The organism is Lactimicrobium massiliense (assembly GCF_900343155.1).
GTDB classification, from domain to species: Bacteria; Bacillota_I; Bacilli_A; order Erysipelotrichales; family Erysipelotrichaceae; genus Bulleidia; species Bulleidia massiliensis.
Window position 1 is genome coordinate 96,072 of the sequence record NZ_OUNG01000006.1, and the last position, 24,916, is coordinate 120,987.

21 protein-coding genes, 3 rRNA genes and 1 riboswitch are annotated in these 24,916 nt (G+C 48.4%); of the genes, 19 read left to right on the plus strand and 5 right to left on the minus strand.

Annotated features, from left to right (window positions below; translation table 11 throughout):
* Nucleotides 1–84 precede the first annotated feature (84 nt).
* Nucleotides 85–1,743 carry an AAA family ATPase gene (locus DHU66_RS11070; RefSeq protein WP_209451821.1) on the plus strand — a complete coding sequence of 553 codons (1,659 nt, stop codon included), beginning with the start codon at nt 85–87 and terminating at the stop codon, nt 1,741–1,743.
* Nucleotides 1,744–1,760: 17 nt separating this feature from the next.
* On the opposite strand, the gene DHU66_RS11075 is transcribed toward DHU66_RS11070, so the two are convergent.
* From DHU66_RS11075 to DHU66_RS11085, 3 genes are all read right to left on the minus strand, one after another.
* A complete protein-coding gene (locus DHU66_RS11075) occupies nt 1,761–3,407 on the minus strand; it encodes an ABC transporter ATP-binding protein (protein WP_209451822.1) in 1,647 nt (548 codons plus the stop codon).
* Nucleotides 3,394–5,127, minus strand: a complete 1,734-nt coding sequence (locus DHU66_RS11080; RefSeq protein WP_108776012.1) for an ABC transporter ATP-binding protein — start codon at nt 5,125–5,127, stop codon at nt 3,394–3,396. Before DHU66_RS11080 ends, DHU66_RS11075 begins: the two co-directional genes overlap by 14 nt.
* Before the next feature lie 308 nt (nt 5,128–5,435).
* The gene (locus tag DHU66_RS11085; protein ID WP_108776013.1) at nt 5,436–6,455 is read right to left on the minus strand and encodes a M42 family metallopeptidase; all 1,020 of its coding nucleotides are present in this window, start codon (nt 6,453–6,455) and stop codon (nt 5,436–5,438) included.
* Between the two features lie 120 nt (nt 6,456–6,575).
* Here DHU66_RS11085 and DHU66_RS11090 point away from each other — a divergent pair, with 120 nt between their 5' ends.
* The 3 genes from DHU66_RS11090 (at nt 6,576) to DHU66_RS11100 (ending at nt 9,269) form a co-directional block, all read left to right on the plus strand.
* Complete coding sequence (locus tag DHU66_RS11090; protein WP_167836374.1) at nt 6,576–7,736, plus strand: transglutaminase domain-containing protein; 1,161 nt, start codon at nt 6,576–6,578, stop codon at nt 7,734–7,736.
* A gap of 16 nt (nt 7,737–7,752) precedes the next feature.
* Nucleotides 7,753–8,604 (plus strand): patatin-like phospholipase family protein, encoded by an 852-nt coding sequence (locus DHU66_RS11095; protein WP_108776015.1) that lies wholly within the window; start codon nt 7,753–7,755, stop codon nt 8,602–8,604.
* A gap of 242 nt (nt 8,605–8,846) precedes the next feature.
* Complete coding sequence (locus DHU66_RS11100; protein WP_167836375.1) at nt 8,847–9,269, plus strand: hypothetical protein; 423 nt, start codon at nt 8,847–8,849, stop codon at nt 9,267–9,269.
* A 97-nt stretch (nt 9,270–9,366) separates the two neighbouring features.
* Here the strand turns inward: DHU66_RS11100 and DHU66_RS11105 are convergent, their stop codons facing one another.
* Nucleotides 9,367–9,771: a metal-dependent transcriptional regulator gene (locus DHU66_RS11105; RefSeq protein ID WP_108776017.1), complete on the minus strand. Its 405-nt coding sequence runs from the start codon at nt 9,769–9,771 to the stop codon at nt 9,367–9,369.
* 123 nt (nt 9,772–9,894) lie between these two features.
* On the opposite strand from DHU66_RS11105, the gene DHU66_RS11110 reads away from it, so the two are divergent.
* From DHU66_RS11110 to DHU66_RS11120, 3 genes are read left to right on the plus strand one after another with little or no spacing between them, the layout of a single operon-like run.
* The gene (locus tag DHU66_RS11110) at nt 9,895–10,830 is read left to right on the plus strand and encodes a carbohydrate kinase family protein (protein WP_108776018.1); all 936 of its coding nucleotides are present in this window, start codon (nt 9,895–9,897) and stop codon (nt 10,828–10,830) included.
* Nucleotides 10,827–11,747: a pseudouridine-5'-phosphate glycosidase gene (locus DHU66_RS11115; protein ID WP_108776019.1), complete on the plus strand. Its 921-nt coding sequence runs from the start codon at nt 10,827–10,829 to the stop codon at nt 11,745–11,747. Before DHU66_RS11110 ends, DHU66_RS11115 begins: the two co-directional genes overlap by 4 nt.
* A complete protein-coding gene (locus tag DHU66_RS11120) occupies nt 11,747–12,565 on the plus strand; it encodes an AAC(3) family N-acetyltransferase (protein ID WP_108776020.1) in 819 nt (272 codons plus the stop codon). The genes DHU66_RS11115 and DHU66_RS11120 overlap by 1 nt, the downstream gene beginning before the upstream one ends.
* Here the strand turns inward: DHU66_RS11120 and DHU66_RS11125 are convergent, their stop codons facing one another.
* Nucleotides 12,566–13,030: a GAF domain-containing protein gene (locus tag DHU66_RS11125; protein WP_108776158.1), complete on the minus strand. Its 465-nt coding sequence runs from the start codon at nt 13,028–13,030 to the stop codon at nt 12,566–12,568.
* Between the two features lie 37 nt (nt 13,031–13,067).
* A riboswitch (TPP riboswitch) is annotated at nt 13,068–13,154 on the plus strand.
* A 27-nt stretch (nt 13,155–13,181) separates the two neighbouring features.
* Here DHU66_RS11125 and DHU66_RS11130 point away from each other — a divergent pair.
* From DHU66_RS11130 to tsaD, 12 genes are all read left to right on the plus strand, one after another.
* On the plus strand, nt 13,182–13,742 hold the full coding sequence (locus DHU66_RS11130; protein WP_108776021.1) for an energy-coupled thiamine transporter ThiT: 561 nt from the start codon (nt 13,182–13,184) through the stop codon (nt 13,740–13,742).
* Nucleotides 13,743–13,831: 89 nt separating this feature from the next.
* Entirely contained in the window at nt 13,832–14,371 is a 540-nt protein-coding gene (locus DHU66_RS11135; RefSeq protein ID WP_108776022.1) for a DUF402 domain-containing protein, read from the plus strand.
* Between the two features lie 334 nt (nt 14,372–14,705).
* Nucleotides 14,706–16,230 (plus strand): 16S ribosomal RNA (locus DHU66_RS11140).
* A 243-nt stretch (nt 16,231–16,473) separates the two neighbouring features.
* A 23S ribosomal RNA gene (locus tag DHU66_RS11145) occupies nt 16,474–19,373 on the plus strand.
* 82 nt (nt 19,374–19,455) lie between these two features.
* A 5S ribosomal RNA gene (rrf, locus tag DHU66_RS11150) occupies nt 19,456–19,563 on the plus strand.
* The 16S, 23S and 5S rRNA genes sit together here, the layout of an rRNA operon.
* 163 nt (nt 19,564–19,726) lie before the next feature.
* Nucleotides 19,727–20,086: an IS66 family insertion sequence element accessory protein TnpA gene (gene tnpA / locus DHU66_RS11155; RefSeq protein WP_108774904.1), complete on the plus strand. Its 360-nt coding sequence runs from the start codon at nt 19,727–19,729 to the stop codon at nt 20,084–20,086.
* Nucleotides 20,079–20,432: an IS66 family insertion sequence element accessory protein TnpB gene (tnpB, locus tag DHU66_RS11160; RefSeq protein WP_108774905.1), complete on the plus strand. Its 354-nt coding sequence runs from the start codon at nt 20,079–20,081 to the stop codon at nt 20,430–20,432. The genes tnpA and tnpB overlap by 8 nt, the downstream gene beginning before the upstream one ends.
* Nucleotides 20,433–20,672: 240 nt before the next feature.
* Complete coding sequence (gene tnpC / locus DHU66_RS11165) at nt 20,673–22,265, plus strand: IS66 family transposase (RefSeq protein WP_135358320.1); 1,593 nt, start codon at nt 20,673–20,675, stop codon at nt 22,263–22,265.
* A 145-nt stretch (nt 22,266–22,410) separates the two neighbouring features.
* Complete coding sequence (gene tsaE, locus DHU66_RS11170; RefSeq protein ID WP_108776023.1) at nt 22,411–22,863, plus strand: tRNA (adenosine(37)-N6)-threonylcarbamoyltransferase complex ATPase subunit type 1 TsaE; 453 nt, start codon at nt 22,411–22,413, stop codon at nt 22,861–22,863.
* Nucleotides 22,860–23,453, plus strand: a complete 594-nt coding sequence (tsaB, locus tag DHU66_RS11175; protein WP_108776024.1) for a tRNA (adenosine(37)-N6)-threonylcarbamoyltransferase complex dimerization subunit type 1 TsaB — start codon at nt 22,860–22,862, stop codon at nt 23,451–23,453. The genes tsaE and tsaB overlap by 4 nt, the downstream gene beginning before the upstream one ends.
* On the plus strand, nt 23,450–23,914 hold the full coding sequence (gene rimI / locus DHU66_RS11180; RefSeq protein WP_108776025.1) for a ribosomal protein S18-alanine N-acetyltransferase: 465 nt from the start codon (nt 23,450–23,452) through the stop codon (nt 23,912–23,914). Before tsaB ends, rimI begins: the two co-directional genes overlap by 4 nt.
* Entirely contained in the window at nt 23,892–24,905 is a 1,014-nt protein-coding gene (tsaD, locus tag DHU66_RS11185) for a tRNA (adenosine(37)-N6)-threonylcarbamoyltransferase complex transferase subunit TsaD (RefSeq protein WP_108776026.1), read from the plus strand. The genes rimI and tsaD overlap by 23 nt, the downstream gene beginning before the upstream one ends.
* Nucleotides 24,906–24,916 lie beyond the last annotated feature (11 nt).

Here is a 24,916-nt window from a genome sequence, read left to right on the forward strand (position 1 = left end):
CCGGGCTGTCGGAAGACAGCCCTTTTTTCGTCATTCATGACAGGCTGGCATAAATCAAGTATCATGTTCAAAGAGGGAAATACGATGCAGACATTGAGAGAGATTCTTTCACAGAGACAGCTTCACTTTGCTGAGGAACTTTCCGAAAGCGATATTGCAGATATTGAGGCATTTTATCAGCAGACTGCCAGAGACCGCGGCGGAAAACTGAATGAAGAAGAACTGAATGCTGTGATCAGTGCCTATCAGAATCTGGATATGATCGCAGCCGGGGCAGATCAGACCAGGTCAGAGAAGACAGAGGACGCAGAGAAGAAAGAGGAAGAACCACATGCGAAACTGCAGACATATGACTGTTTTGCCAAACAACCTGCTGCAGATTTTCCGCTGATGCGTATTGCGTGCAGGCAGAATGTACTGCATGGTGTCTTCCTGTCGCCAGATGATGACGCCTATGTCTTTTCTTATTATGATAACCAGGTTCAGAACGACGTTATGGCAATTGACAGCCGTTTTGAAAAGGTACTTTCCTACCTTGTGCGCAGCCATGTCTATTGTGAGTTGAAAGGCATTGTGCAGACTAACTGTCTGTGTGTTCTTTCTTTGCATGCCTGGGATCCCAACCACAATATGACTCTGCAGTCTGCCAATGACAGTTTTCTGCAGCTGGTGTTGCAGCGGCTGTATACATGTGATTATCAGAAAGACAGTGAAGAAAATGAGGAACAGCCGCAGATGGTATTGTCTGATCTGCCGGCAATTCTGGATTTTCTGGACTGTGCTGAGAATACACTTCCCGCTGGCATCCGCAGCTGGGCACACCGCAATGTTGCTTTGATCAAAACCGATACCGTGCCGCAGGAAGAAAAGCGTCATGCCCAGAGAGCGCTTGGATTAATGCTCAACATTCAGTGGAAGGGCAGGAAGTTTGATCCCATTGATCCCGTGGCAGCCCGCCGCATTCTGGATGAGGAACTGTATGGCCTGGATGCCGTAAAGCAGCGTGTCATGGAAACAATCATCCAGATCAACCGCACCCATACACTGCCTGCGTATGGCTTGCTGCTATGCGGACCTGCCGGAACCGGCAAATCACAGATTGCCTATGCCGTTGCCCGTATCCTCGGCTTGCCATGGACTTCGCTGGATATGAGCACCATACATGATGCCGAGGCATTGACCGGTTCACCGCGTGTCTATTCCAATGCAAAGCCTGGCCGTATCATGGAAGCTTTTGAAAAAGCTGGATCAAGCAATCTTGTCTTCATCATCAATGAGCTTGACAAAGCGGACCAGGGTAAAAATGGTTCCAATCCTGCGGATGCACTTCTGACACTGCTGGATAATCTTGGCTTCATGGACAACTACATTGAGTGCAGAGTGCCAACTTCTGGTGTTTATCCAATTGCAACGGCCAATGACAAGACAAGAATTTCCGATCCTCTGTTAACCAGGTTCGCACTGATTGAGATTCCGGATTATACAATGGAAGAAAAGAAGATTATCTTCACGGATTATTCACTGCCGCGTGTATTGAAACGCATAGGAATGCACAGAGAAGAAATCATGATCACGGATGAGGCAGTGGATGCCATTATACACAAATATGAAAAGATGCCAGGTGTCAGAGATCTGGAACAGGCAGCGGAGCATCTTTGCGCCAATGCATTGTTCCGGATTGAAACCGGACATCAGAAACAGATTGTCTTTACGAAACAGTTAGTTGAGGAAGTGCTGGCCTGAGATCAGGAATACGGATTTCAGGCTTTTTGTGCACCCATGGTGATCATGCGGCCGCCGCTCTTTTCAAACAGACGGTGTGAGATGGAAATGACTGTGCGGTTTTTGGATACATTGATCAGTGTATCCAGGATAATGCGCTCGGTTTCGGCATCCAGATTTGCCGTGATCTCATCCAGCAGCAGAATCTCAGGATTCTTGATGATGGAGCGGGCAATGGAAAGCAATTGTTTCTGGCCCTGTGAAAACAGGCTGTCAGAATAGGGCGTATCCAGACCTTCCGGCATATTGGCAATGGTTCCGGCAATGCCAACGGTATTCACTGCCTGCTGGATTTCTGCATCTGTTATTGTATCATCATGCAGGGTGATCTGATCACGAATCGTACCATCCACTGGTTTGAAGGACTGCTCCACATAACCAAACAGGCTGCGCTTGTCCGTATCTTTGATGCAGCAGGCGTCATTGCCAAAGATTGAGATCGTTCCTGCATCCGGCTGATACAATCCCAGAATCAGCTTGAACAGCGTACTCTTGCCCGCACCTGTCCGTCCTGTCAGCGTGACATGTTCACCTGGCTGGATTGTAAAAGACACATCCTGCAGAATGGGGTGAGACGGATCATAGGCAAAGCTGACATGGGAAATGGCGATGGCAGGCGCCGCATTCTTGCAAAAGGCGAGATCTGGTATCTGTCTTTCCGGCTGGGCAAGGAATTCATTGATACGGTGAATGCCGGCTGAGGCAGACTGTACGGTCTGGATCTCCATGCCAATGCTTTCAATTGGTGAAAATACCTGTGATATGTAGTTGATGATCGCAACTGAAGTGCCTGGTGTCATACCAAAGAAAGACAGGATGATGGGGCTGCCGGATGCACTCAGAATATAGACAAGAGCAGTGACAGCCGCATTGAGAATCAGAATGACAGGGGAATAAACGGCATCGAAGAAGTTGGTTTTTTCAATGGCGCGATAGCTGTCATCCAGACTGTCATCATAACGTTCCGCCATGAATTTCTCTGCCTGCAGTGTATGAATTGTGCGGATGTTATGAAGCGTTTCCGGAATGGCACTGCTCACGCTGGCAACTGCCTTGCGGTTGTCGATCTGCGCCTTTAATGTTGCCTTCTGCACATGCCTTGTATACAGCGCAACCAGCGGCAGCACGCATAACAGCAGAATCGCAAGCCCTTTGTTCTTGATAAACAGGATGACAAAGATGGATACCATCCGGCAGCAGTCCGCAAACATGGAGATGATGCCGTCTGTAAACAGGTCTTCAATCGTATCCACATCATAGATGAAGCGGGAAACAATGGCACCCGGCTGTGTTTTTGTAAAGAAATCAGCCGGCAGCTTTGACATTTTCTCACGCAGAGCAGAGCGCATGGCATGGGTCATCTTCTGGCCAAAGACAACAAGGATTGCTTCCTGGCCGCTGGAAAGCAGTGAGGACAGGATGAGCAGAGCAAAATACGCCGCAAACAGCATTGGTGATACATCAACACTGGTGCTCATGCCATCAATGATCTTCTCAAGAACAAGCGGCGGCAGCAGTGATGTGATGATGGCGCCTGCCACAATCAGACATACCGTGACTGACAGCAGAATGTGCTGGCGGATGGCAAGCTTTAAAAGACTGGCAACCGTTTTATTTCTGTTCATGATCAGAGCCTCCTGCCTGCACTTCATACAGACGCTTGTATTCAGGATTGTTCTGCACAAGTGCATCATGCACAGATGCCTGTGCACTGCCGTTTTCCAGCCAGATTACCTGATCCATCTCTGGGAAAACATAGAGACGGTGGCTGATGAGGAAGATGATGCGGTCTTTACGGTATGCCTGCAGATTGGCAAAGATTTCAAGCTCCGTTGAACGGTCAAGTGCGGAGAAAGGATCGTCAAGGATCAGAATGGGGCGCGGATGTGCCAGCGTTCTTGCTAAGGCCAGGCGCTGTCCCTGTCCGCCGGACAGACGCATGCCGCTGCTGCCAACCATGGTGTTGACACCATCTGGCATGGCAAGTACCTCCTGATCCAGACAAACCAGTTTCAGGTATTTCATGACATCAATACTTTCATCGCCAAGCTGGATATTGTCGGCAATGGATGCAGAGAACAGTTCCGGATCGTGGCCCAGATAACCGCTGAGAGAATGAATCTCATCAACAGACATATCCCGCAGTTCCCGGTTCCCGTAACGCAGTGATCCTTCATATGGAAATTCATTGAGGAACAATCTTCCAAAGGTGGATTTGCCTGAGGCAATCTGCCCGGTGATGCCAATCATCTGACCAGGTTCTGCCTGCAGTGAAATATCATGCAGAAGCACGGGAGCACCAGGATAGGCAAAGGAAAGATCATGAATCCGGATGGAATGTGTATCGGCAGTGCTCTGCGGTTCTGGACTGGTTCTTTTCAGCAGAGGCTTGATACGGTGCCAGGATACCTGCGCTTTCTGGACACTGTTGAACAGGGCAGCAGCCTTGGATGACTTCAGTGCCATTTTTGCATAGCAGGAAAGAAAGGTTGTAAATGCAGCAATGTTCCAGATGCCTGCATGAATGAGCCTTGATCCATCAAAGAGGATAAACAGAACAGAAACGGCAGTGATGCACTGATACAGGGGCGGCAGGGCATTGACGAGCACATCTGCTTTGGTATTGGCTGCTTCATAAGCCTGCAGGCTCTGCTCATAGCGGATATTCATGTTTCCTTCCTGGCCGGCAATACGGTACGTCATGGCATTGACAGAACGGTCCATGGTAGCTGCTGACAGCTGATCGGCACTTTCTCTTGCCCTGGCATTCCATTTCTGCACAACGGTTTTCATCTTCTGGGCAAGCAGATAGGAAACAGGCGGTGTGATCAGGCACAGCAGTGCCAGCTGCCAGCGGTATACGGCAAGCATGACGACATAACTGATCAGAGCAACACCGGTATCAAATACTTCCGTCGTGAATTTGCGCATGCCTTCCGCACACGCATCCACATCGGATACTGCCCGGGTAATCATGCCGCCGGTATCTTCCGTACCGGCCTTTGCTTTAGGTGTTTTCAAAAGATTTCCATACAGAATATGCTTCATCTGCCGGTTGATGGCATTGGCAAACTTACGTACATACAGACGCTTGAAGAAGCGGGAAATCTGTACGATGGCAGTGACCGCAAGATATGTGATGGCAAGCGAGACCATCGCCATGCCTGTTTCATTGCCCTTGAGGATTTCAAGCAGTGTCTGGGCAAGCTGGCCTTCATAATATGGCCCGGCGAGCAGGCCGATGTTATAGATCAGACCTGTGATGGTAATGATCATCAGAAGCTTTTTCTCATGCTGAAAGTAACTGGAAATTTTCTGCGGGTCAAATTGTTCTTTTCGTTTCATGATTTCATTATTACACGGTAAACGCATACGGTATATATGATTCGCGTTTCTGCAGCTGTAAGAAAAAAACCAATGCTGCCATAAAAGCGGCATTCGTTTCATCATTTAATGTAATTTCGAACATGTTGTCATTCTCCTCTCTTTCCAGACAGGAATTTCAACAAAAAACTCCTGCCCGTCTTTGTGACAAGCAGAAGTCATCAGCGTCTTGCAGTTCAAGAGAATCTCTCAGGAAGACTTCATTTTCTGCTTCATGTATACAGCTATGCAGCGGTTCAGATGTAAAAGCAAAGGGATTTTTTAAAAGATCAGCGCATCAGGTATTTCTGCAGCAGGGTATACGCTGCCTGCACGCCGTCAATGTGGGCACGCTCATAGTTATGAGAGGCGTAGACACCTGGCCCGATCAAACCGTGGCGGATATCATAGCCAGCCCGCATGGTTGTTTCTACATCGCTGCCATAGCGTGGGTAGATATCAATTGCATAGGGCAGACCCTCTGCTTTGCAGATGAGGGCAAGCTCTGTGATCATGTCATAATTGTAGGGACCGCCGGAATCCTTGGCACAGATGGATACCATATGCTCATTGCAGCCAAGATCACTGCCGACGCATCCCATATCAACGGAAATCATATCTTCGGTATCAATTGGCACACAGGATCCGCCAAAGCCGACTTCTTCGTAAACCGTAAATAGCAGAGTGACTTTGCGGGGCAGGGTGATTTTCTGCTCTTTGACCCATCTGGCAATGCCAAGCAAAATCGAAGCGGAAAGCTTATCATCCAGGAAGCGTGACTTGATATAGCCGCTGTCTGTAATGACAGTTCTTGGATCCATGGCAATCATGTCGCCGGTTTCGACGCCAAGTGCTTCAACTTCCTGACGGGATGACACATTTTCATCCAGAAGAATCTCCATGTTTTCCTCTGTATCTTCCAGCTCTTTCTCACGAACGTGGACACTTGGCTCCTTGTTCAGGACAACACCGGTATACATTCTTCCGCTGCGGGTAAAGACCATGCAGTTTTCACCATCGGCGGTGCGCCACTGGTGGCCGCCGATCGTCGTCGGACGGAGTCTGCCATTGTCCTTGATTGCACGCACCATGGCACCAAGTGTATCCACGTGGGCGGCCAGAACCAGTGGATTTTTTTCACCGCCCAATACACACTCCACATTGCCCTTGCGGGTAATGATGGGCATATATCCCATCTCTGCCAGCGTCTTGCGCACATATTCTGCAGCCCGTGCTGTAAAACCGCTTGGTGAAGGAATTGCCGTCAAAGCACACAGCTGCTGTGTTATATAATTCAGATCGTCATTCATGATATCTCCACCTCACTTTGATATTCATATCAAATGGTAAAAGGAAACTGTTTATTTGGCAAGCGGCGCACAAAGCATCCACAGCTTTTCAAAAAACAGATACATGTTAAAATGCCACATATGACAAACAAACTGCTTACACTTTTAGTTATCAGTTCTCTTGCACTGTCAGGATGCTCCCTGATGCCGCTGCCTTCTGCATCATCTGCTACTTCCGCAAGCAGCGCCGCATCCTCTGCCGTACCGCAGGAAGCTGTATCATCTGCTTTTTACTATGATCAGCTGAACCAGAATGCCAGAGAAGCCTACGGGGAATTGCTGCAGGGGGCAAATGACGGCCAGAGCTCTGTATCCTTTTCCAAACCGGTCAGCCAGGATGATTTTCTGTGTGCAATGACGGCATTTTCCAGGGATCATCCGGAGGTGCCCGGTACCAGCAGCTGGACCTGGACAGGCTATCAGAATGGCAGTGTGATCACACAGGTAAGCTGGAATGCAGGTGATGATGCTGCCGCACAGATGGAAGCAGTCTCACAGGCAGCAGATCAGGTAGTGGCTGCCAATCCTGATCCTTCTGATCCAGTGGCATCAATCCAGTATTTCTATGAGTGGATCATCCAGAATACAGACTATGGCAGAAGTACATATGATCAGGATATCCGCAGTGTCTTTCTGGATCATGTCTCGGTATGCAGCGGCTATGCCCGGGCATTCAAATATCTGTGTGATAAAGCAGGTATTGAATGTGTGGTTGTGGAAGGTGAGGCTAATGATGCGCGCCATGCATGGAATCTGGTAACAATCAATGGCAATACTTACTGGGTGGATGTAACCTGGGGAGATCCTCTTTATCAGCAGGATTCCTCCGGCCAGTCACTGACCTACCGTTACTTCTGCGTACCGGATGATCTGATGCTGAATACACATACGATTGACTATGGTGCCGGTGATCCGGACTCAGACAGCTATGTATCCAATGTATTTCAGTATCCATCATGTTCAGATCTGTCATTGGATTACTATGTACGCGACGGCAGCTACTTTACAAGCTATGACCGCATGAGTGTGTATCAGTATTTCATGAACCGGTTTGCGGCAGGCCAGTATCAATGTGCGCTGCAGTTTTCAAAAGATATTTGCCAGCAGGCATTTGATGATTTGCTTTCTGGTGATGTACCATACATGCAGACGATTATGGCTGGATGGTTTACAGGCAGAGTGACATGCCAGTACAGCACGGATCCCGATACTGGTGTTCTGGAAATTTCGTTCTCATCATAAGTAAGGAGGATGTGCAATGAAAAAAGGTCTTGTGTTGGAAGGCGGTGCGATGCGCGGCTTGTTTACCGCTGGCGTACTGGATGTTCTGATGGAAAATGATGTTGTTTTTGACGGGGTTATTGGGGTATCTGCCGGAGCGGCTTTTGGCTGCAACTATAAGTCAAAGCAGATTGGCAGATGCATCCGCTACAATAAGCGCTTTGCCCATGAACGCAATTACTGCAGCCTGTACTCGCTGCTGAAAACAGGCAATCTGTACAATGCGGAGTTCTGCTATCACCGCCTTCCGGATGAACTGGATGTCATGGACAATGATACGTATGTCAAAAATCCTTGTGAATTCTGGTGCGTTGCAACGGATATTGAAACTGGAAAGCCCGTGTATCACGAGATCAAGACGATGGATGAAGAGGGACTGGAATGGGAACGTGCATCGGCATCAATGCCGATTGTTTCTCGACCGGTCATCATGCATGGTCAGAAGCTTCTGGACGGCGGCCTTTCAGATTCCATACCGCTTGCTTTCTTTGAAAAGATCGGCTATGACCGCAATGTTGTGGTACTGACGCAGCCAGATGGCTATACCAAGCATCCGCAGAAGGGCATGGCTTTGATGCGGCCGCTTCTGCATCAGTATCCGGCGGTGCTGGATCTGCTGGCTCACAGGCATGAGGCATACAATGCACAGCTGCAGCAGGTGCACCGTGCCCAACGGGAAGGCAGAGCATTTGTGATTCAGCCGCAGCTTCCTTTGGAAATTGGAAAGACGGAACATGATCCTGACAAGATGGAAGAAATCTATCAGATCGGCAGACAGGAAGCGTCCCGTCAGCTCGCTGATCTGAAGAAGTTTCTTATGACAAAATAATTAAAATGTCGTAAAATGTGACATTACTCCATTCTGACACATTTTCTGTGGCATGATCATCCCGTACTATGTGAGTGGGGAAATACCGCATGATCATAGAGGAAAAGGGAGCGTGCCGCCGCCTGTGTGGGCATTTTGTGCTTGTGCATACGGAGACACAGAAGCAGATCGGAGAAAGGTTTCGGGGGCAGTGGCTGTGCTATTGTCATCAGGGATGTATGGGGGAAATACTGTTCTTTCACATGGGGATGCTGACAGAGCAGGGAATTATATCCTGTGCTGCAGTGCAGTATACAGCAGGTTATCTTTCAGGCGCCAAAGCCGAGATTTATCAAGGACAGGTACCGGAAAAATTCTATGTTTATGCCGAAAAGATTGCTGGCCGCTTCAGAATTGAAGCAGGACGCCAGCGCATCCGGCGCTGTCATCTTTTTGATTCGCTGCGGGATGCAAAGTACCCGGATATCCTGCATGTGCTGCATCCAGGCAGCCTGAAACGGATTCCGTTTCTTGGTGAAGAATTTGATGGCAGAATGCTGAAAGGAAAGATCACTTCCGGTATCAACCAGCCAGAACTGCATCCAGGCATGAGGGCATCCTGCCTGATGGTGGAAGACTGTCAGGGTTTGGATCTTGTCATGATTCCTGAGCATATGCAGAAATAGTATGTTTAACTGTAATAATCATTCAACTTGAAATAAAACAGAGGCAGATCATTCCGGATGATCTGCCTCTGTCTGCCTGTCAGCACAATTGTCTGATCTATTGCAATGATCGTTTTGATGCTGTCTTATTTTTCTGCATATTTGCCTGGATCTGCTGCTTTACCTTTTCAAACGTGATATCGCTGATATCATGCTCAATGCGGCAGGCATCTTTACGGGCTGTCTCTGGATCTACGCCAATTGAAACAAAATATTCTGAGAAAAGCTTATGGCGCTCATAAATGTGCTCAGCAATTTTTCTGCCCGGGGGAAGCAGCGAGATTTCCCCATCTTTGGCCATTTCGATATAGCCGTTTTCTCTCAGCTTTTTCATGGCAACGCTGATGCTTGCCTTTGAATAGCCGAGTTCCTGTGCGATATCCACAGAGTGGACGCTGCCATTTCTTTCCTTCAGCATCAAAATCGCTTCCAGGTAATCTTCTGCGGATTCATATATCTGCATGATCTCTTACCTCCGATACAATACGAATATTGTAACATTGCTGGCCAAAATGAAAAGAGATGTGCCCCGGCGGGACCTATGCTAAAATATACGAATGTAAGGATGCGATCAGGAGGATCACCAATGAGCTGCATTTGTGTAATTGGCGGAGCCAATATTGATATCTGTGGATCAAGCATTGGCCCGTTACGTTCGTTTGATTCCAATCCAGGTATGATTTCCGTTTCCTATGGCGGCGTCGGCCGCAATATCGCCCAGATCTGTGCACTGCTGCGGAAAAATACACGCTTTGTAACATGTTTTTCCAGTGACAGCTATGGCCAGATGATGAAGGCAGACTGTGAAATGCTGGGAATGGATACTTCTGGTTCCGTGACAATTGAAGGACTGCCAAGTTCCATGTACATTGCTATTCTGGATCATAACAGAGATATGAAGGTCGGCATGAGTGACATGCGAATCCTGCGGTGCATGGATTCGGCAATGCTGGAGCCTGTGTTAAAAAGCCTTAACAGCGATGATATAATCATCATAGATGCCAATCTGGATATGTCATGTATTCAGTATGTGCTTGCCAATGCGCCGTGTCATGTTGCGGCAGACCCTGTCAGCACAAGCAAGGCCGGCAGGCTTAGAAATGTGCTTGGCCAGCTTTCCATCTTCAAGCCAAATCAGTTTGAAGCAAAGGAACTGACTGGTATCTCCATTGAAAATGAGGAGGATGCCCGCCGCAGCCTGGACTGGTTTCTGCAGGCTGGCGTAAAAGAAGTGATTATTTCCATGGCTGAGCGCGGACTGCTGCTGGGTACTGAACATGAAAAGCTGTGGCTGACACACCGCCGTATCTCTCTGGAGAATGCAACCGGCGGCGGTGATACGCTGCTTGGTGCATATGTTGCCGCAAGGCTGGAACACCAGAGTCCGGATCAGGCGATCCGCTATGGTATATCTGCCTCCGTGACGGCAATCGAACAGGATGCTGTCAAGCGGCGCAGCCTCAGTCCTGAAATGATTGAAAAGAGTCTTGATACGATGGATATAAAGGAGAAAAAGTTATGAGTGAAATGGTAAGAGTCAATCCTGAAGTTGCAAAGGCATTACAGGAGAACAAGCCTGTCATTGCCCTGGAAAGCACGATTATTTCCCATGGTATGCCGTATCCGCAGAATGTTGAAACGGCAATGCATGTGGAACAGATCATCCGTGATCACGGAGCTGTGCCAGCAACAGTTGGTATCGTTGATGGCGTTGGTGTTGTTGGCCTGACAAAGGATGAGATTGAAGAAATGGGCAAGCGCGGCCATTCGATTCCGAAGGTATCCAGACGCGATCTGCCGATTGTCATGGCAGAAAAGTCATGGGGTGCTACTACTGTTGCGACAACAATGATTCTGGCTGCCAAGGCAGGTGTTGAATTCTTTGTGACAGGCGGTATCGGCGGTGTTCACAGAGGCGCACAGGAAACATTCGATATTTCGGCTGACCTGGAAGAGCTTGGCAGAACAAATGTGACCGTGATCTGTGCAGGTGCCAAGGCAATCCTGGATCTGAAACTGACTCTGGAAGTACTGGAGACAAAGGGTGTTCCGGTGCTTGGCTATCAGACAAATGATCTGCCTGCTTTCTACTGCCGTGATAATGGCATGGGCCTGAAAGTTGACTATGCGATTAAAGATGCAGCTGATGCAGCAAGAATCGTCAAGGCGAAGAGAGATCTCAAGCTCAATGGCGGCATTCTGATTACTAATCCGATCCCGGAAGAGTATTCAATGCCTACCGATGTGATTAACAAGGCTATTGATGAAGCAATTGCAGAGATGGATGAAAAGGGTATTCATGGCAAGGAGTGCACACCATTCCTGCTTGCCAAGATTGCAGATATTACTGCCGGCAAGTCTCTGGATGCCAACATTCATCTTGTATATAACAACGCGGCAGTTGGTTCGGAAATTGCCAAGGAGTACAGTAAACTCTGATGTCATATGCGCCGGACCATATTGTCAATGATCCCGTAACCAGGGAAACACTGACAGCCGGGCTGAAAAAGCTTGGCCTGCGGGACGGCATGATTGTGGAAGTTCATGCCCGTCTGTCATCTTTTGACTGTGTGATTGGCGGTGCAAGGACGGTTGTGGATGCATTAATGGATATTGCTGGTGAAAATGGAACGATTGTCATGCCAGTAAACTGCCATGATAATGCGGAGCCTTCCACATGGAAACATCCGGTGCTTCAGCCGCAGTCCTATGCATCTGTGCGCAGCGCAATCCCGCCGTACGATCCCCAGCTGAGTGATATTCCTGATATGGGAGAGGTGGCTGAGAATTTCCGCCGCCGCAAAGGTGTCATTTTTTCCCAGCATCCACGTGTTTCCTATGCAGCGTGGGGCAGATATGCCAAGCTGCTGTGCAACCGGCAGTCTCTGCATTTTCCGCTGGCTGAAGAAAGCCCGGCAGCCCGCATGTATGAGATGAAGGGTTTTGTGCTGTTGATGGGATGTGATTTTGACAGTACGACAAGCATGCATCTGGCGGAATACCGCACAGATGACAGGCCGATCCGCATTGAAGGCTGCTGCATGCAGACAGATCAGGGACCACAGTGGAAGAATTATCTGGATCTTGATCTGGACAGCAGTGACTTCACACGGGTGCGCAGTGAACTGGTCAAAAAAAAGGCGGTCCGCGAAACAGTGATCGGCGGATCCCGCATTCAGTTTTTCCCACTGGCATATGCCGTGGATGAGGCAACACGCTACTTTGAATCCAATTCGGTATTTGAACTGTACCGGTAATCAGATTTTCCAGGAATGTTTGAGGTATGCTGCAGAAATTGCTGCAGCTGCTTCAAGCATTTCTTTTTCTTCGGTTTCGTGGAAACGATCTTTGACTGGGGCATCCAGGTCAATTTCCATGATTACTTCATCATTGACAATGACCGGAACACATAATTCACTGCGGCTGTCACTGTCGCAGGCAATATGGCCATGGAAAGACAGCACATCCGCAATCCGCTGCGGCTTCTTTGTCTGCCAGCAGGTACCACAGACACCTTTGCCAAAGCCAATGTGCGTGCAGGCAGTCTTGCCCTGAAAAGGACCAAGGACGAGTTCACTGTTTTTCACGAAATAAAATCCTGCCCAATTGAGATTGGCATAGTTCATATTGATGCAGGCAGAGACATTGCTTAATGCAGCGATCATATCAGGCTCTTCCAGCAGGGCTGCAATCTGCTGGCTGATCAGACTTTTATTTTCCATGTAAAAGATCATAGCACATATTCCTGTGGTAGAATGAATTCGTGAACAGGGGTGCATTTGCTGAGAATTACCCTTATCACCTGATCTAGGTAATACTAGCGTAGGGAGTTCCGAACACTCTTTGCGCCTTCAGAAACGGGGGTGTTTTTTTGTGAAGAACAATAAGATCAGAATCATTTCGTACATGGCATTGTATGCAGCACTGTATGTCGTCCTGAAATTTGCAGGACAGTACATTCCATTCCTGCAGATGCCGCAGGGAGGCTCAATCGAACTTGAGCTGGCTGCGGTATTCATTGCTTCCTACCACATGGGCTGGAAGTATGGCATTCTGACAGCAATGATCGGCTTTCTGCTGACATTTATCTGCGGCTTCCCGATTTACTGGCTGAACTTAGGGCAGTTTATGCTGGATTACATTCTGCCTCTGCTGTTTGTTGGTGCATCAAGTCTGCTTGGCCGCAATGGTTCAGTACGTCAGATCATCGGCATCTCACTGGCAATGATTCTGAAATATATCAGCCAGCTGTTATCAGGCGTGTACTACTGGCCGCCGGAGGGCAGTGTTGCCGGCAGCAAGGCTGCCTGGATATATTCTGCCGGATACAATCTCTGGTATAATCTTGCCACATTGGTGGTATGCATCATTCTGGTGCCGCTGCTGCTGAAAAGACTGGAAAAAACAAGCGCCTGGAAGCAGTTTGCAAAGTAAGCAGAAACAAAAAACATTCAAATGGGTGGATGAGAATGCAAATCATCCACTTTTTATTTTTGCTGTCGGCGAGTAGAATAACAAATGCTATGTCGAAAATATTCATTCCACATCCTGGACAAATGGTATATATCCAGTCTTTCAAGCATGACGGCAGCCTGCACCGCACATGGTGCAAGGGATTTGTGCTTGAAGCCGATAAAAAACATATCGTAGCCGTTACCAACCGCGCCTGGGTAATTGAGGCAGATGGAAGACGGTGGCTGACAAGAGAACCGGCAATCTGTTTTTTCTATGATGACCGCTGGTGGAATATTATTTCCATGATCCGCCATTCCGGTGTGTATTACTACTGCAATCTGGCTTCTCCGAGTGTATATGATGGCGAGGCAATAAAGAACATTGATTATGATCTGGATGTCAAGCTGTATCCGGATGGCGGCTACCAGATCCTGGACGAAGATGAGTTTGCCCAGCACGCCAGGCAGATGCACTATCCGGAAGAAGTGAAAAAGATCGTAGAAGAACAGATGCAAATGCTGATTCATGCGATGGAAAAAGGTGAAGATCCCTTCAATCAGGCGTGCATAGACTACTATTACAGCAAATATCTGCATATGAACAGATAATGGAAATGATGCCGCTATGCGGTATTTTTTTTACGGCTCGAAATACTGAAAATACAGGAATGCAAAAAACCAGTTGACAGAGAGGGAGGAGAGAGGGTAAGATCATGAAGCTTCTTCAGCAGGGGTTCAGGCATCAGGAAATGATCATGGATCAGGTTGGCAATGAGGAAAAAAAGTTGTTGACAAAATAAACTGAAGAGGTAAGATAAACAAGCTGCTTCTGAGAAGGAAGTAAGCACAGATCTTTGAAAACTGAACAGAAAGATTAGAACACAAACAACGTCAATGAGTTTATAAGAAATCCTGGTTAGTAAGTAATCAGGTGAGCACAAGTCAAATGAAGAGTTTGATCCTGGCTCAGGATAAACGCTGGCGGCGTGCCTAATACATGCAAGTCGAACGAGGAAGACCCAGCTTGCTGGGTTGACCGAGTGGCGAACGGGTGAGTAATACATAAGCAACCTGCCCACGGAGACCGGGATAATCTCTGGAAACGGGGACTAAAACCGGATAGGCAGCAATGAGGCATCTCAATGCTGTTAAAGGTGAGAGACACTGGTGGATGGGCTTATGGCGCATTAGTTAGTTGGTGAGGTAAGGGCCCACCAAGACGATGATGCGTAGCCGGCCTGAGAGGGTGAACGGCCACATTGGGACTGAGACACGGCCCAGACTCCTACGGGAGGCAGCAGTAGGGAATTTTCGGCAATGGGGGGAACCCTGACCGAGCAACGCCGCGTGAGTGAAGAAGGTCTTCGGATTGTAAAGCTCTGTTGTAAGGGAAGAACGTCAGGCAGAGGATGCTTGAGTGACGGTACCTTACCAGAAAGCCACGGCTAACTACGTGCCAGCAGCCGCGGTAATACGTAGGTGGCGAGCGTTATCCGGAATTATTGGGCGTAAAGGGTGCGTAGGCGGCTGATTAAGTTCGTGGTTAAAGCGTGGGGCTCAACCCCATAAAGCCACGGATACTGGTCAGCTAGAGTACTGGAGAGGGCAGTGGAATTCCATGTGTAGCGGTAAAATGCGTAGATATATGGAGGAACACCGGTGGCGAAGGCGGCTGCCTGGACAGAGACTGACGCTGAGGCACGAAAGCGTGGGGAGCAAATAGGATTAGATACCCTAGTAGTCCACGCCGTAAACGATGAATGCTTGGTATCGGGGCAACCCGGTGCCGAAACTAACGCGCTAAGCATTCCGCCTGTGGAGTATGCACGCAAGTGTGAAACATAAAGGAATTGACGGGGGCCCGCACAAGCGGTGGAGTATGTGGTTTAATTCGACGCAACGCGAAGAACCTTACCAGGCCTTGACATCCCTTGCAAAGCTGTAGAGATACAGTAGAGGTTATCAAGGTGACAGGTGGTGCATGGTTGTCGTCAGCTCGTGTCGTGAGATGTTGGGTTAAGTCCCGCAACGAGCGCAACCCTTGTCTTCAGTTACCAATATCAAGTTAGGGACTCTGGAGAGACTGCCGGTGATAAACCGGAGGAAGGTGGGGATGACGTCAAATCATCATGCCCCTTATGGCCTGGGCTACACACGTACTACAATGGCTGTTACAACGTGAAGCAACACTGTGAAGTGAAGCGGAACACTGAAAGACAGTCTCAGTTCGGATTGAAGTCTGCAACCCGACTTCATGAAGCTGGAATCGCTAGTAATCGCGGATCAGCATGCCGCGGTGAATACGTTCTCGGGCCTTGTACACACCGCCCGTCATACCATGAGAGCCGGTAATGCCCGAAGCCGGTGGCCTAACCGCAAGGAAGGAGCCGTCGAAGGCAGGACTGGTGATTGGGGTCAAGTCGTAACAAGGTATCCCTACGAGAACGTGGGGATGGATCACCTCCTTTCTAAGGAGAAAGAGTACAAGCAAGTTGTAAGTGCAATAATCGATTTCTGTTCGGTTTTGAGAGATCTGAAAAGATTTCTCAGAAAAACCTCATCGAGGTAAAGTTCTTTGAAAACTGAATAACAGAAGAAAGACAGATAGGTCTTTCTGAAAAGTTGTAGAAAAGATTAACTGAAAGTTGAAACAGACAGTTAACAGTTCTCAGAAAAGTGCTATTTATGAACTCGTCATAGATAGCAGGCATGATTAAATGAAGCAGAGCGTACGGCGGATGTCTTGGCATACAGAGCGGAAGAAGGACGCAGAAAACGGCGAAACGCCACGAGGAGACGTACACAGTCAACGAATCGTGGGTATCCGAATGGGGCAACCCGTCTGAGGGGAAATCCTCAGACATCCGCGGATGAATAGATAGTCCGTGAGAAGGCAACCCAGGGAATTGAAACATCTTAGTACCTGGAGGAGAAGAAAACAACAGTGATTCCGGGAGTAGTGGCGAGCGAAACCGGAGGAGCCTAAACCGGTCTTAGGACCGGGGTTGAAGGACCGCAGGAAGTCACTTTGGAATGTAGTCGAATGAGATTGAAAGCTCAGTCACAGAGGGTGCAAACCCCGTAGACGAAACACGAAGAAGGACAAGCGGTATCCTGAGTACGACGGGGCACGTGGAACCCTGTCGGAATCCGCCTGGACCATCAGGCAAGGCTAAATACTCCTGTATGACCGATAGTGCACCAGTACCATGAGGGAAAGATGAAAAGAACCGCGGGAGCGGAGTGAAACAGATCCTGAAACCGTATGCTTACAAAAAGCCAGAGCACATTAAGGTGTGATGGCGTGCCTTTTGTAGAATGAACCGGCGAGTTATCCTTGCATGCGAGGTTAAGCTGACAAAGCGGAGCCGCAGCGAAAGCGAATCTGAACAGGGTGAAAGTATGCAGGGATAGACCCGAAGCCGTAGTGATCTAGTCATGAGCAGGTTGAAGGATGGGTAACACCATCTGGAGGACCGAACCGACCCTCGTTGAAAAGCTGGCGGATGACTTGTGATTAGCGGAGAAATTCCAATCGAACACGGCGATAGCTGGTTCTCCCCGAAATAGCTTTAGGGCTAGCGTTGAAGGAAGACATATGGAGGTAGAGCACTGAATTGTCGCGGGTGGCACCTAGCCATACCAACATAAATCAAACTCCGAATGCCATGTGTTAATATTCAGCAGTCAGACTGTGGGTGATAAGGTCCATGGTCAAAAGGGAAACAGCCCAGATCATCAGATAAGGTCCCAGAATCTGCGCCAAGTGGAAAAGGATGTGGAGACGCGTAAACAGCTAGGAGGTTGGCTCAGAAGCAGCCATCCTTAAAAGAGTGCGTAACAGCTCACTAGTCGAGTATCTCTGCGCCGAAAATTAACCGGGGCTAAGCGCAGTACCGAATCTATGGATTTGTGCAGCAATGTATAAGTGGTAGGGGAGCGTTCCATACAGCGTTGAAGGCATACCGTAAGGAGTGTTGGAGCGTATGGAAGTGAGAATGCCGGTGTGAGTAGCGAGATGCAGGTGAGAATCCTGCACACCGATAGACCAAGGATTCCAGGGGAAGGTTCGTCCGCCCTGGGTAAGTCGGGACCTAAGGCGAGGCCGAAAGGCGTAGTCGATGGACAGCAGGTTGATATTCCTGCACCCGCAGGTCAAATGATGGAGTGACGGAAGCGTAAAGTACCAGCCCTTAATGGATTGGGCAGGGCATAATGAGAGGGCCGACAGTGAAATGCGTTGGCGGAAATCGAGTTATGAACCGAGAGAAAGAGCGATCAAGTATCGAAGGGTATGGAGCGATTCCCAGGAAAAGCTTCTAGTGTTAATTGACCAGCGGCCCGTACCAAAACCGACACAGGTGGTCAAGGCGAATAGCCTGAGGTGAGCGAGAGAACTGTTGCCAAGGAACTCGGCAAATTGGTCCCGTACGTTAGCTATAAGGGACGCTCGAAAGAGCCGCAGTGAAAAGGCCCTAGCAACTGTTTAACTAAAACATAGCTCTCTGCGAAGTCGCAAGACGAAGTATAGGGGGTGACACCTGCCCGGTGCTGGAAGGTCAAGGGGATCCGTTAGCCGCAAGGCGAAGCAGTGAACCGAAGCCCCAGTGAACGGCGGCCGTAACTATAACGGTCCTAAGGTAGCGAAATTCCTTGTCAGGTAAGTTCTGACCCGCACGAAAGGTGTAATGATTTGGGCACTGTCTCGGCAGCAGACTCGGTGAAATCTTAGTACCTGTGAAGATGCAGGTTACCCGCAACTAGACGGAAAGACCCCATGGAGCTTTACTGCAGTCTGCTATTGAGTTTCGGTTGGATATGCACAGGATAGGTGGGAGACAAAGAGACAGGTCTTTAGGGATCTGAGGAGTCAATGTTGGGATACCACTCTTATTCAATTGAAATTCTAACTCAGGACAGTGAACCTGACTGAGGACCGTGGCAGATGGGCAGTTTGACTGGGGCGGTCGCCTCCCAAAGAGTAACGGAGGCGCTCAAAGGTACTCTCAGAATGGTTGGAAATCATTCAGCGAGCGCAAACGCAGAAGAGTGCTTGACTGCGAGACAGACAAGTCGAGCAGGGACGAAAGTCGGAGTTAGTGATCCGGCGGTGCAGAATGGAATGGCCGTCGCTTAACGGATAAAAGCTACCCTGGGGATAACAGGCTGATCTCGCCCAAGAGTTCACATCGACGGCGAGGTTTGGCACCTCGATGTCGGCTCATCGCATCCTGGAGGTGAATTCGCTTCCAAGGGTTGGGCTGTCCGCCCATTAAAGCGGTACGCGAGCTGGGTTCAGAACGTCGTGAGACAGTTCGGTCCCTATCTGTTGTGGGCGTTGGAAATTTGAGGAGAGCTGCCCCTAGTACGAGAGGACCAGGGTGGACGTTCCTACGGTGCACCAGTTATCACGCCAGTGGTACAGCTGGATAGCTGAGAACGGATTGGATAAACGCTGAAGGCATCTAAGCGCGAAACCAACTCCAAGATAAGATTTCCCATTGATTCAATCAAATAAGACCCCTTGAAGACGACGAGGTAGATAGGTCAGGGATGTAAGTGAAGTGATTCATTGAGTTGACTGATACTAATAGGTCGAAGGTTTAATCAAGCTAAGAGAACGCCAAATGAAGTAAGAAAGACAACTGTCAAAGAACTGTTATTCAGTTTTCAGGGAATGAAACCTGATGAGATCTGGCGGCAATGGCGAAGTGGTCACACCTGTTCCCATCCCGAACACAGAAGTTAAGCACTTCAGCGGCGAAGATAGCCTTACGGGCAAAAAGAGCACGCTGCCAGGTTAGCAAGGATCCTTACGGATCCTTTTCTTTTTTCCCTTCAGCATGCATGTACTGTTTGTAAGCGCTCGATAATTCGTACCTGTTAAAAAGAGAGACACTCTGACAAGATGAGTCCGTAAAGTCCAGGGATTTTCGGGACTCGACAAAGGAGAGTGATGTCTTTATGGAGCGGGTTACCCATGCTATGCGGGCACAGTATTGGGCTGGCGTTATCAAGGAATGCAACGAAAGCGGAATGAAGAAGAAGGTGTGGCTTGCCCAGCACAATATCAGTGAAAAAGCTTTCTACCGATGGCAGCAGAAGCTCAGAATGCAGGTAGGCACAGATCTTCTTCTTTCTGAAGTAAACAAACCTGTTCAAGCGAACAGACCTGCTCTGGATATAGCTGAGCTGAAATGCTCGGTTCCGGTAAAGCCGCATTCTGTCGCCCAGATTGAAAAAGATGGCATGACGGTTAACCTGAATGAAGACATATCGGATGCTATGCTTGTCCGGATCATGAGGGCGCTGTCCAATGTTTAAAGACGGGAATTCGTTTAAGAAGATCTATATTGCCTGCGGCTATACGGATCTGAGATATGGAGTTGATGGACTGGCCTGCACGATCCAGGAAGTATTCAAGCTGGATCCATATGACGAAGGAACACTCTTTCTCTTCTGTGGAAGGAGAACCGACCGGCTGAAGGGCCTGCTCTGGGATGGAGACGGCTTTCTGCTTTTGTACAAACGCCTGGCGAATGGCAGGTTTCAGTGGCCAAGATCAAGCAGCGAGCTGAAAGCGATGACACCAGAGCAGTATCACAACCTGATGACCGGATTCGCTATCGAATCATCCATTCATCCTTCTCATCCTAAGTACACAGGATAAAAATTTTCTTTTCCACAGTTTTTCTGGAGAACGGCCTGATTAGAAGCCATTTAAGGCTCGCTTTCAGGCAGGACTGTTTGTATTCAGCTACTGCCTGTGCTGCTTTACAGCGGCTCGAAAACTGCCTGATAATACGTGATAAAAAGGCAGGCGCACGTCTTCATAACCACTGAACATTGCGGAAGTTTTCCACAATTTCGGCTGGTTGAAACGTGCATTTTATTCGTGTATACCTATGGCATGAGCACACCGAAGATGAGTCAGGAAGAACTTGAAGCCATGCCAGTTTCCATTCTGGTAAAGCTGATTATGAATCAGCAGGAAACTATTGAAACCCTGACACGTCACATTGATGAACTTACCGAGCAAATCCGCCTGATGAATCAGAGATCATTTGGAAGAAAGACAGAGTCATCCCAATTTGTTCAGCAGCTGCAGTTTGATCTCGGCCTGAATGAGGCAGAAGAGATTTCTGATGAAAAGGCAGCTGATCCTGTACTGGATGAAGCTGCACCAAAGAAGAAAAAGGCTAAAGGTAAAAAGCAGGAAGACTGGCAGAAGATTACCAATCACAGAGATGAATATCTTGAGCTTACGGAAGACGAACTTAACAAGCAGTACGGCAAAGGAAAGTGGAAAAGACTGTCTGAAGAACTGATCTATAAGCTGGAACACAGACCAGCTTCTTTTGAAGCAGTCACCTATCATATCGCTGTCTATGCCAAAGATGACAATCAGACAATTGTCAGAGCACCTAAGCCGGCAGAAATGTTTCCAAAAAGTATTGCCACCCCATCTCTGGTTTCTTCCATCATAACTGCAAAATACGTGAATGCCATTCCTCTGTACAGACTGGAAGCTGCCTATGCGCAGAATGACATTCATATCAGCAGAGCAGTGATGGCAAACTGGGTCATCCGCGCCTACGATCAATATCTGAGATATGTGTGTGAAGCCCTGAAGCAGGAAATGACAAAACAGAGAATTCTTCACGCCGATGAAACACCATTCGAAGTAATCCGGGATGGCCGGGAAGCAGGTTCCAAATCCTACATGTGGGTCTACCGGACCAATGCAAAGATTCCTGGGCATAAAGTGATTCTCTATCAGTACTGTCCAACCAGAGGACATGAGAATCCAAAGAATTACCTGAAGGATTTTAAAGGTACTCTGGTGACAGATGGATACGGAGCCTACCACAAGCTGGAGAAAGAGGATCCGGCAAAGTTCAAAGTGGCAGGATGCTGGGTACATTTGAAACGAAAATTTTCAACAATCGTGAAGGCAAATGGCAGGAAGTATAACAATCCAATTGCCACAGAGGCGGTACGGAGAATTCAAAGAATCTACCATGAAGAACATCTGATCCAGGATCTTCCACCAGAAGAGCACCTGCAGAAGAGACAGGAAAAGATCAAACCTCTGGTAGATGAGTTTTTCGCGTGGGTAAAGGACAAATCAGCAGCAGAAAGCACGGATAAGTCATCAGAAACAGGAAAGAGCCTTCAATATGCACTGAATCAGGAGAAATATCTTCGGATATTTCTGGAGGATGCACAAGTGCCTCTGGACAACAATGCGGCAGAAATCGCAATCCGCCCATTCACAGTAGGAAGGAAGAACTGGGTTCTGATCGACACACCAAGAGGAGCAGAAGCCAGTGCAGGCATCTATTCCATCGTCGAAACAGCAAAAGCAAATGGATTAAAACTGTATCCATACTTCACCTACCTGCTTGAAGAACTTCCAAAGATCATCAATGAAGGCTGTACAACAATACCTGATAGACTTCTGCCATGGTCAGAAGAAGTCCATCAAAAGCTTGGTATGTAAAACCATTCCCATTGACACCGTTAAGTGTACCTGGAAATGGTTTTTATCATAGGTACGGATTATCGAGCGCTTACTACTGTTTGTGCTTTTTCTCTGGAAACAAACGGGAAACGTTATATAATAGGGCACGCGTGAGGCTATTTATATGAAAGAATTAACGATTGAAACATATTCCAGAGACGAAACACATGACCTTGGCCGCCGCATTGCACAGGCAGCCAAACCTGGTATGGTCTTTTTACTGGATGGTGATCTTGGCGCCGGCAAGACAACGCTGACACAGGGCATTGCAATGGGACTGGGGATTAAGCGCAATGTCACTAGTCCTACATTTAATATTCTGAAAATTTATCATGGCACAATGCCGCTTTACCACATTGATGCATATCGTCTTGAGGGGGTTCATCAGGATCTCGGATTTGATGAATTCCTGGATGACGGCGGGCTGACCGTGATTGAATGGAGTGAGTACGTTCCGCAGCTTGTACCGCCATGTCACATGACGATTACAATTGAATTGCTGGAAGAAAATTCACGCCGGTTTACATTCCACGCAGAAGGCGAGGAATACGAAAAACTGCTGGAGGAATTGAAATGATTACATTATGTATGGATACTAGCCACATTTTCCTGGCTCTTGCTCTGATCAAGGATGATCAGCTCCTTGATTCAGTACAGAAGAAATGCTGGAAGCAGCAGTCCGAAGAAATTTTTCCGGAACTGATGGCAATGATGGAACGTCAGCATCTTGCAACAGAAGATATTGATCAGATTGTGGTGACCGAAGGACCAGGTTCCTATACTGGTGTGCGTATTGCCATGACTATTGGCAAAGTATTCTGCGTTATGCGTGATCTTCCACTGTATACGATTGGCACACTGCAGCTGTACTGCGGAAGCCGCCATGCAAGATGCGTTCTGGATGCCCGCGGCGGCCGTGTTTATACAGCAGTGCTGAAAGATGGGGAATACGAAGAAAAGCCGCACATTGTGATGGTTGATGATCTGAAAGATCAGATTGATTCACTTGAACTTGTCGGTGATGGCCATTTGTTTGGACGCGAAGACTATTATCCGGATCTTGCTCAGAATTTCCTTGCTCTGAAAGACCGCTGGGTCAAAGCAGCCAATACAAATTTGGTCAAACCGGAGTACCTGAAGCCTTCCACAGCATATCTGGTCAAATGATCAGGCCGATGGTTGATGCGGATGTTGATGCAGTCAGCATTCTGGAAGAACAATTGTTTCCCGGAGACTGCTGGGACCGCAGACAGTTTCTGTACGAGCTTCATGAAAATCCTTTTGCCAAATTGTTTGTGATTGAAAAGGATGGCATCGTAAAAGGTTATTGTGACTTATGGATCATGTATGAGCAGGCACAGATTGCCAATATTGCTGTATCTGCTTCCTGTCAGAGGCAGGGCTTCGGGCAGATGCTCATGGATCATATGTGCGCACAGTCCGCGGAACAAGGATGCGAATATCTGAGTCTGGAAGTACGTCTGTCCAATCAGGCGGCAGTACACTTATACGAAAAAAATGGTTTTATCAAAGCATCAAAAAGAAAAGGCTACTATTCAGACGGGGAAGATGCCTGGCTGATGGTAAAGCCGGTAGGAGGTTCAAATGACACTGATTCTCGCAATTGAAACAAGCTGTGATGAGACAGCCTGTGCCGTCGTCAGAGACGGCCGTGAGATCCTTTCGAGCATCGTCTCGAGTCAGATTAATGTACATACATTGTATGGCGGCGTTGTGCCTGAAGTAGCAAGCCGCATTCATGTTGAAAACATCTCAGCGGTGATCCATGAAGCTGTCCGCAGAAGCGGTGTGACGATGGATGACATCGATGCCATCGCCTATACACAAGGACCAGGTCTGATCGGCTCTCTGCATGTCGGTGTGCAGGCTGCCAAGACACTTGCCTGGGAGTTCCATAAACCGCTGGTGCCGATCAATCATATGACCGGACATATCTATGCCAATCGGTTTGTCGATACACTGGAATTTCCGCTGCTGGCCCTGGTTATTTCCGGCGGCCACTCCCAGCTTGTCTGGATGAAGAATGACTGGGATTTCAAAGTCATCGGTACAACCTGGGACGATGCCATTGGCGAAGCTTATGACAAAGTATCCCGCGTATTGGGCACCGGATATCCGGGCGGCCCGGTCATTGACAAAATGGCAAAACTTGGCCATCCGCACTATACACTTCCGACACCCCGCGTACAGGGGAAATATGATTTTTCTTTCTCTGGTCTGAAGACAGCTGTGTCCCAGCTCATTCAGCGCGAAGAAAAGAAGGGAAACCCGATTGTCAAGGAAGATGTTGCCTATGCATTCCAGGAAGCAGCTCTTGGCTCTATGGTAGAGAAGACATTGAATGCCGTCGCCGACCTGCATCCAAAAACAGTTGTTCTGGCTGGCGGTGTCGCTGCTAATTCCCGTCTGCGTGAGCTGATGAAAGAAAAGATGACAAAGTTCCCGGAAGTCAAACTGATTATTCCGGGCATCAAGTACTGCACAGATAATGCGGCGATGATTGGTGCAGCAGGGTATGTTGCTTATCAGCACCATTTGTTTGGTGATTTCACGGCTTCGGCTGATCCAAGTCTGGAGATGCCTGGTGAAGGCGAGTGAAAAACGATAAT